We start from the raw sequence: 8,622 nt of genomic DNA, 5'->3' as shown, positions 1-8,622 counted from the left end.
GGAGAACCTCCGGTCAGAGCGGGACGGACTCGGCGGACAGCTCGCGGGCGCACAGCCGCACCAGCGCGTCGACCCGGCCGGCGGGATCGACGAGACCGGCCGCCACGAGTTCCTCGACGGCGAGGTCCATGGCGGACTCGGTGCGTCCCGGCTCGCGGGCGGAGCCGGTGGTGGAGAGCGCGCGCAACGCCCGCAGTGCCGCGGGTGACAGCGCGTCGAGGCTGGTGGCGATCTCCGCGCGCACGCTGGTCGTGCCGATGGCGAGCTCGTCCAGCACTCCGGCGTCGTCGGCCATCCGGTCGGCCAGGCGCCGCAACGACATCCCCGGCCGCAACGCCAGGCGTTCCGCGATGATCCGCAACGCACGGGGGTTGCCGGCGCAGGCACGGACCACCGCCCGCGCGGCAGCGGGCTCGGCCGCGGCTCTCGCCACGCCGAGCACGCGGACGGCATCCCGGTCCGGGAGCGGCCCGAGTCTCAGCGCGTCGAACCCGGCGGGTGTGCGGCGGGTCGAGACGAGCACGCGGCTCTGTCCCGCGCCGAGCACGAACGGGGCGATCTCCCGCGCGCCGTCCAGCACGATCAGCACGCGCCGTTGCGCCAGCAGCGACCGGTACGCCGTGGCCCTGTCGGCGATCTCGCTCGGCACGTCGTCCCGGCGGACACCCAGCGCGCACAACAGCTCCGTGAGGGCCTCACCCGTGCCACGCGTGACGGCGTGGTAGAGCTGACCGTCCGGAAAGGACGGTGCGAGGCGCTCGGCCGCCCTCAGGACCAGGGCGGACTTGCCGATCCCCGGCGGGCCGCACACCACCGTCATCCGGCTGGTCGAGGCCACGATCGCGGCGAGTTCCCTTCTGCGTCCTGCGAAGTCGGCCGGACCCGGCGGCAGGCCGCGCGGCACCGCGGCGAACACCCGGCGCTGGGCGTCGCGCAGCGCGGCTCCGGGATCCAGTCCGAGCTCGGCGCGCAGCACATCGCGCGCCTTGCCGAAGACGGCCAGGGCGTCCGCCGTCCGACCGGCCCGGTGCAGCGCCCCGACCAGCTGCGCCCAGGTGCCCTCCGCCAGCGGGCGTTCGGCGACCATCTCGCGCAGCAGGCAGATCGCGTCGTCCCCACGATCCGTCGCGGTGAGCGCCTCCACCAGCGCGGACAACGCCGCCCAGCGCCGGTCGTCGAGCGCGGTCGCCGCCGCGTCCACCCACGGCCCCAGCTCGGCCCCGCCGAACGCCCGCCCCCGCCACAACCCGAGCGCCCGCGTCAGGAGGTCGACCGCGTGCCCGTGCTCCCCCGCACGGACCGCTTCGTCGCCCTCGTCGGCGAGCCGGTGGAACACGTGCAGGTCGACCTCGCCGGGATCGACCTCCATCCGATAACCGACACCCACGCTGCTGACCTGGGCGGTCCCCATGAGCATCCGCCGCAGATCCGACACGTACGTGCGCACGTTCGACGGTGCCGACCGCGGCGGCGCCTCACCCCACAACGTCTCCACCAGCCTGTCGGTGGAGACCATCTCGCCGGCGCGCAGCAACAGCGCGACCAGCACCCCCTGCCGTTTCACCCCGCCGATGGCGAGGCGCCCCTCAGCCCCGTGCACCTCCATCGGACCCAGCACGTGCAGACGCATCCGACCCCCCGGTCCCTTCCGGCGTCACCGCTGGATGGGGAGTCAAGCAACGCTCAGCATCCGCTCGGCCTTCGCTCGACATCGGCCGGGTCCTACGCGCGCACCTTCCGCGGAACAAGCACCTCGGTCATCTGACGCAGGACACCCGCGCGGGTCCGGCAGCGGCTGCACAGCACCGACTTGTCACCGGGCGCGACCAGGTGAGCCCGGATCTGCGTGCTCTCCGGCGCCTCGTCGTGATAGACGGGCAACGCCTTGCCCCACAGGTTGCGGGCCCTGTCGTGCTCACCGAGCGCGGCGGCGACGTGGGCCAGGCCTTCCCGCGCCCTGGCGAGAGCCAGCGGCAGGTCGCCCTCCAGCGACACCCGTTCCGCCTCGTGGAACCCCGCCTGTGCCTCGGTCAGCCGACCGGCCGCCAGATCCGCCTCGGCCACGGCGGTGATCGCGTCGCACTCAGGTTCGTGCAGATCCGACGACCGCGCGGCTTCCCGGGACTCGACGGCGACGGACTTCGCCTCGTCGAGACGGCCCTGCGCCCGGTAGGTCACCGACAACCACGACAGCGCCACGACTTCACCGCGCACGAACCCGATGGTGCGGCTCAGCCGGATCGCCCGGTCGAGCGGGTCGACCGCGAACTCGTCGCGTTCCCGGTTGTGCTCCAGCCAGCCGATGTTGATCAGCGTGATGGCCTCGCCCTCGACCGACCCCACCCGCTGGTGGTGCACGAGAGCCTGTTCGAACAGCAGCCGGGCCCGGTCGTACATGCCGAGCTGGCAGGCGACGATGCCGAGGTTGATCGCGGAGTTGACGCTGTTGTCCGCGTCGCCGAGCGTCTGCGCGACCTGACGTGCCTCCTCGAACCGCAGCGCGGACTCGGTCAGGTCACCGGCCTGCAGCAGCGAGACGCCGAGATCGCGCAGCCCGCCGGCGAGCGCGGGCAGGTCGTCGAGCTCCCGGCAGATCGCGACGGACCGCTCCAGCACGTCCCTCACTTCGAGGCTGCGGCCCTGCTCGCGCAACGCGAACGCCACCGTCTGCCACGCCAGCGCGAGCCCGCGCTGGTCGCCCTGCTCGCGGGCCGCCCGCACCGCCTGGTCGGCCAGCTCCAGCACACCGGCCCGCTGGCCGATCCGCTGGAAGTACGGCACCAGCGCGCACGGCAGCTGCCACGCGTGCGTCAGCCAGCCATGCGTCGCAGCGTGCTCGACGACCGCGACGAAGTTCCTGTGCTCGGCCCGCAAGCCGCGCAGCGCCACCTCGGCACTGTCCGGCGCGGGTGCCGGTGACGCGTGCGCGATCTCCGGGGTGAACCGCGGATAGCCCATCGTCAGCAACGCGCAGTGCTTCTCAGCGAACCCGAGGTAGTGGTCGAAGAGCCGGTGCCGGGCGCCGCGCACCTCGTCGGCGCTCAGCTGCTCGGCCATGCCGCGGGCGCAGTCGCGCACCAGGTCGTGCAGGCAGTAACGGCCGGAATCGCGCTGCATCACCAGGTTCGTCTCCAGCAACGCCTCCAGCACGTCCTCGGCGTCGGCGGGCGACATGCCGGTCAGCGCGGCCGCCACGTACGCGTCGAAGTCGTGTCCCGGCACGAGTCCGAGGAGCCGGAACAGCCGCTGCCGCACCGGGTTCAGGTGGCGGTAGGACAACGCGATCACACCGGAGACGCTCTGGTCCTCCATCGTGAACGTGCGGTCGCGCCGGCGCCGGTCGCGCAGCTGGTCGGCGAGGTCCGCCATCGTCCACTTGGGACGGCGGCGGAAGCGGGACGCGGCGATGCGCACGGCCAGCGGCAGGCCACCGCACAACGCGACCACCGCCTCCGTCGCCTCGCGTTCGGCGTTGACGCGGTCGGCCGACGCGATCCGTCCGAACAGCTCCACCGCCCCGTCCCGTTCGAGCACGTCCAACGGCAGCGGCACCGCGCCGGGCAGATCGAGCAGCTGCCGCCTGCTGGTCACCAGCACGAGCGATCTCGGCCCACCCGGCAGCAACGGCCGCACCTGCGCGGAGTCGGCGGCGTTGTCGAGCAGGACCAGGACCCGCTTGCCCGCCGTGCGTTCGCGCCAGCGGTCCCGCCGCGACGCCGGATCGCCCGGCATCTGGTGCGCGGGAACGCCGGTCTGCCACAGCAGCGCGTCCACCGCCTCGTCCGCCGTCATCGGCCGCACGTCGTCGGTGTGGCCGCGCAGATCGACGAAGTACTGACCGTCCGGGTAACGATCGACCAGCAGATGCGCGACGTGCACGGCGAGCGCGGTTTTCCCGACACCGCCCATGCCCTCGACCACGAGGATCATCAAGCCGTCGGCCGCAGAGGCGAGCAACTGCTCCACCTCGGCGCCGCGGCCGGTGAAATCCGGTGTGTCGTAAGGAAGAAACGAGCCGACCGGCTCTGTGGTCAATGGTTGCGCGAGCTCTCCGGTGGGCTCGGAGCGCAACATCCGTTCGTGCAGCGCGCGCAGTTCGGGACCGGGATCCGCGCCCAGCTCCTCGGCGAGCAGCCGGCGGCCCTCCTCGAACACGGCCAGCGCGTCGCCCTGCCGTCCGGCTCGGTACAACGCCCGCATCAGGGTGGCGCGCAACGACTCCCGGAACGGGTTCTCGGCCACGTGCGCGACGAGCTCGGCGACCAGGGCGGGGTCGTCGAGCTCGAGACGTAATAGGGCGAGCCGTTCCACCGCGACCAGCCGTTGCTCCGCCATCGCGTCGCGGGCGGCCGTGATCGACGACGAGACGAGCCCGTCCAGCAACGGCCCGCGCCACAACGCCAGCGCATCGGTCAGCGCGGCGGCTGCCTCCTTCAGGCGTCCCGCTTCGGCCGCGGCGTCCGCATCACGCACGAGGGCTCTGAAGACATGGGTGTCGAGGGTCTCGCCGTCGATCTGCACTCGGTAGCCGTGCGTCGTGGTGACGAGGCGCCCTCCGGCCGCACCGATCACGCGGCGCACGCCCGCCGCCGCGTTGGACACCTGACGGCGCGCTGTCTGCGGAGGGTCGTCCCACAGTTCGTCCACGAGCCGGTCGAACGAGACGACCGAACCGGGGTTGAGCAACAGCACCGCGAGCAGCTTCTGCTGCCGTTCTCCTCCGAGCTCGACAGGACTGCCGGCCCGCCGGAGTTCCAGCGGGCCGAGCATCCGATATTCAAGAACCACGGACTCCCCCGAATCAATGTGGGAACCTTTTGAATACCACATCCGCGCGGAACCGAAGAACTGTTTTAAAAGGATCATTCCGACTACGCTTCGAACCCATTCGGACACGTGCAGTAAACGTTGACAGCGCGCGCTGGACCGGCTCTTATGTGTAACCGCCGCCACAGTTGCTGTGGCGGTCCAACGTGACGAGGGGGCATTCGAAATGCGGTGGTACGCCTTACTGGGAGCGCTGTCAGCGGTGTTGGCACTGGCTGCGGCGCTCCTCCTGGCCGGTTCGGACAAATCGGGCCCCGGCTCGTCCGAGACCGTGCAGGCCGGCCTCGCGCCGTGCTCGACCGGATGCTGAGCTGGTTCGGTGCCCGGCGACCCTGACGACCGGACAGGCGCCGCGCGGGGTTTCGCCTTCACCTGCGCGGCGCTTTTGGCACTCACGATCGGCATCGCCGTCACATATCTGCCGACAGGTGTCGTCGGCGATTCGATCAACGCGCGCCAGGACACCGCTAAATTGATCTGGCCGATGGCGTGGCGCTTCTACGTCAATTCCGCTGAACGCGAGTTCACCGTCGCCTATCGGCAGTCCGGCGACTCGTTCGTCCCGCTGACCCGCCCTGCCGCCGACGCCCGTTACCAGTACGGACTGAACAGAACGTCCTACGGCGACATGGCCCGGTTGGTGTCGGCCGCGAGGTCCGTTCAGCCCGGCCAGTGGCGCGACTGCGACGCCGCGGACATCGCCGGGTGCTCTGGCGTGATCACCGAAGCCCCGCGCACACCGATCCCCGACCGGTTCGCACCCCACGTGTGCGGCCCGGTCGTCTTCGCCGTCGAACGTCCGTCCGCCGACCGCACGACCAGACGCGTCACGCGCGTCGCCGCCGTGGAGCTGACGTGCTGAACCGGCTCCTGGCAGCCGACCCGAGATCACCGCTGCTCGGCGCGGCCCGCACCCTCGTCGCCGCGGCGCAGCTGCTGACCCTCGGGTTCACCTCCGACGCCGGCCTGTTCCCCGGCCTCGACGGCGCGCCGGACGGCCCGCAGTGCACCGGTCTGCGCGGAACTTCCTTGTGGTGCCTGGGTTTCAACCCGTTGATCGCCCGCTGGACCGCCATCGCGGTGCTGGTCGCCGTGGCCGTCGGCTATCGACCGCGGTGGACGTGCGTCCCGCACTGGTACGTGGCGTTCAGCTTCAGCGCCGCCCTGGTCGCGTCCAACGGCGGCGAGCACATCAGCAAAATCCTCGCCCTGCTCCTGATCCCGTTGCTGCTGGGCGACGACCGCCGCTGGCACTGGACCACCCCGAGCACACCGATGGCCCCTCGCTGGCACGGCGCGGCGGTCGCCGCCCACCTGGCGATCCGGGTCCAGGTCGCCGTTGTCTACGGCGAAGCGGTGTGGTTCAAACTACGCGAACCTGAGTGGCGCACCGGCGAGGCGATGCACTACGCGATGCAGGACGCGTACTTCGGCGCGAGACCCGCACTGGCCGAGCTCGTCGAAGGCCTGGGCCCGCTGATGACGTGGAGCACGCTCGCGCTCGAGGCGTTCCTCGCGGTGTCGGCATTCTGCGGTGTCCGCGTCCGGCGGTGGGCGGTGATCGCGGGCGCCGCCCTCCACCTCGGAATCATGGTCGTGCTGGGCCTGATCGGCTTCGGCCTGGTGATGGTCGCACTGCTGCTCGCCTCCGCGAGCCGGACCGAGATCCCATCGTCCCGCGCTCCCCAGCGCTGAGACAGCAGATCACATCGCGTCGTAGCGGGCGGCCAACGCCGCGGCACGGTCCCGGACGGCCGCGCGCAACCATTGCGGCGCAAGCACTTCCGCGTTCGTCGCGAGCTGCCACACCGCCCATTCGGCGTGGCGCGAGTCCTGAAAGGTCACTTCCAGCCGCAGCCAGCCGTCCGCCTCCGCTTCCTCGGTCCTGATGGCCAGTGCGGTGGCCACCAAGTCATCCCTTCGTGCCGGGTTGAGCCGCAGCACCACGTCGACCTGGTCACCCCCGGTCCGGAACCGCGTGCCGCGCTCCTGCCACGCCCGGTCCAGATCGACCCGGTCCGGTCGCTGCGCGGGTTCGTCGAGCTCCTCGGCGGCCACGATCCTCGACAACCTGTACGTCCGATCCTCACCCGACCTGATCGCCAGCAGATACCCCTGCCCCCGCACGGTGACCAGCCCGATCGGGTCAACCGTGCGCCACTTCGGCGCCTGTCCGGCAGCCGCGTAGTGGATGCGCACCTTGTGCCCCGCGAACACCGCACGGCGCACCTCGGCCACGACGGTATCGGGCACCTCGTCAGGAACCTGCCTGCGCGCGAGGAGATCGGTGTCGGGGTCGATGAGCAACCTCTGCGCAGCCCCGGCCGCGGTGACCCGATAACTCTCGGGCAGCGCGTCGACAACCTTGCACATGGCCGACGCGAGCGCCGCCCCGAGCCCGAACGCCTGCGCACCCCGCCGCGACCCGGCGACCAGCAACGCGAGCGCCTCGTCGTGGTTCAACCCGGTGAGCTCGGTCTGAAACCCAGGCAGCAAAGCGAACCCGCCGTGCCGGCCGCGCTCGGCGTAGACGGGGACACCGGCCGCGGACAGCGCCTCGATGTCCCGCAGCACCGTTCGAGTCGACACCTCGAGCTCGCGGGCGAGCGCAGCCGCGGACAACCTCCCATGCCGGCGCAACAGCAACACCAGCGATACCAACCGATCCGCGCGCACGTTCGAAAACTCTACGGAATACATGACACAGGATGTCGTGATTCGTTGGCAGGCTGGCTTCCATGACAAGTGAGGCAGTGGCCACCGAGCCCAACGACCTGAGCAGGTTCTTCATCGAGCGCGGCAACGCGGGCGACGTCGACGGCCTGGTGGCGTTGTACGAGCCGGACGCGGTCCTGGCGTTCCCGCCGGGCAGCATCGCCACCGGACACGCCGAGATCCGCAAGGTGTACGAGCAGTTCGTGGCGGCGGCACCGGTGCTGGCACCAGGCACGCAGCATCCAGCGCTGGTGTGCGGCGACCTGGCACTCACCGCCACCACCTTGACCACCGGTGAGATGACGGTCGAGATCGCCCGGCGTCAACCGGACGGGTCATGGTTGTGGGTCGTTGACCAGCCGATGCTCGTGCCGCTCGTACCGTAGAGGCTCTCCTGGAGGTGGTGGCCGTGAAACACACTGCGACGAAGCGGATCGCGACGATCGGCGTCTACGGGTTCACGGCCGCCACCTTCGTCTCGACGCTCACCGGTGCCGGCGTGGACCTGCTGGTCGATGTTCGGCAGCGTCGTGGCGTCCGGGGTTCCGAGTACTCGTGGGCGAACTCGGCGCGGCTGCAGCGGCTGCTTGCTGATGCGGGCGTCGGGTACCGGCATGTGAAGGAGCTCGCGCCTACGACGGAAATGCGGCAGCTGCAGTACCGCGAGGATGAACTGCACGGGGTGGGCAAGCGGGACCGGGCCGTGCTGGCGCCAGCGTTCGCGTCGCGGTACAGCCGGGAGATCCTCGAACCGTTCGACCTTGGTGCGCTGGTTGGGGCGCTTCCCGGCTTTGCGGCGTTGTTCTGTGTGGAATGGGATCCTGAGGCGTGCCATCGGTCGCTCGTGGCTGCGCGGGTGCAGGCCGAGTTCGGGGTACCGGTGACTGATCTTCGGCCTGGCTGAGCCGGTTCGGCTTGGTGGTCGCCTGGCTTGCGTGATGTCACCTTGCGTAGGTGGTTGCGTAGGTATTGACGAGCTTTGGTTTTTCATCGCCGCTTCGCGACGATTGCGATTGGCGCTTGACTTCGGGGCCCTTGCGAGGCGCTGGTCGGCCTCAAAAAGCCGGGCATGTAAAGCGC

7 protein-coding genes are annotated in these 8,622 nt (G+C 70.7%); 4 read left to right on the top strand and 3 right to left on the bottom strand.

From position 1 onward, the window contains the following. Positions 1-13: 13 nt before the first annotated feature. Positions 14-1,630, bottom strand: coding sequence for an AfsR/SARP family transcriptional regulator (locus JOD27_RS37580; protein WP_204767123.1), 1,617 nt, complete (start codon positions 1,628-1,630; stop codon positions 14-16). Between the two features lie 92 nt (positions 1,631-1,722). Next, the gene (locus JOD27_RS37575) at positions 1,723-4,788 is read right to left on the bottom strand and encodes an AfsR/SARP family transcriptional regulator (protein WP_204767122.1); all 3,066 of its coding nucleotides are present in this window, start codon (positions 4,786-4,788) and stop codon (positions 1,723-1,725) included. A 358-nt stretch (positions 4,789-5,146) separates the two neighbouring features. On the opposite strand from JOD27_RS37575, the gene JOD27_RS37570 reads away from it, so the two are divergent. Continuing rightward, the gene (locus JOD27_RS37570; RefSeq protein ID WP_204767121.1) at positions 5,147-5,689 is read left to right on the top strand and encodes a hypothetical protein; all 543 of its coding nucleotides are present in this window, start codon (positions 5,147-5,149) and stop codon (positions 5,687-5,689) included. Then, positions 5,683-6,522, top strand: coding sequence for a sporulation-delaying protein SdpB family protein (locus JOD27_RS37565; RefSeq protein ID WP_204767120.1), 840 nt, complete (start codon positions 5,683-5,685; stop codon positions 6,520-6,522). Before JOD27_RS37570 ends, JOD27_RS37565 begins: the two co-directional genes overlap by 7 nt. Positions 6,523-6,531: 9 nt before the next feature. Here the strand turns inward: JOD27_RS37565 and JOD27_RS37560 are convergent, their stop codons facing one another. Further along, complete coding sequence (locus JOD27_RS37560) at positions 6,532-7,503, bottom strand: helix-turn-helix transcriptional regulator (RefSeq protein ID WP_204767119.1); 972 nt, start codon at positions 7,501-7,503, stop codon at positions 6,532-6,534. A 77-nt stretch (positions 7,504-7,580) separates the two neighbouring features. On the opposite strand from JOD27_RS37560, the gene JOD27_RS37555 reads away from it, so the two are divergent. Next, positions 7,581-7,928, top strand: coding sequence for a YybH family protein (locus JOD27_RS37555; RefSeq protein ID WP_204767219.1), 348 nt, complete (start codon positions 7,581-7,583; stop codon positions 7,926-7,928). Positions 7,929-7,951: 23 nt separating this feature from the next. After that, complete coding sequence (locus JOD27_RS37550; protein WP_204767118.1) at positions 7,952-8,446, top strand: DUF488 domain-containing protein; 495 nt, start codon at positions 7,952-7,954, stop codon at positions 8,444-8,446. Positions 8,447-8,622: the final 176 nt, after the last annotated feature.

This window comes from Lentzea nigeriaca (genome assembly GCF_016907955.1).
In the GTDB taxonomy this organism is placed as follows: Bacteria; Actinomycetota; Actinomycetes; order Mycobacteriales; family Pseudonocardiaceae; genus Lentzea; species Lentzea nigeriaca.
The sequence above is the reverse complement of the archived record's forward strand: the minus strand, read 5'-3'. Positions and strand labels throughout refer to the sequence as shown.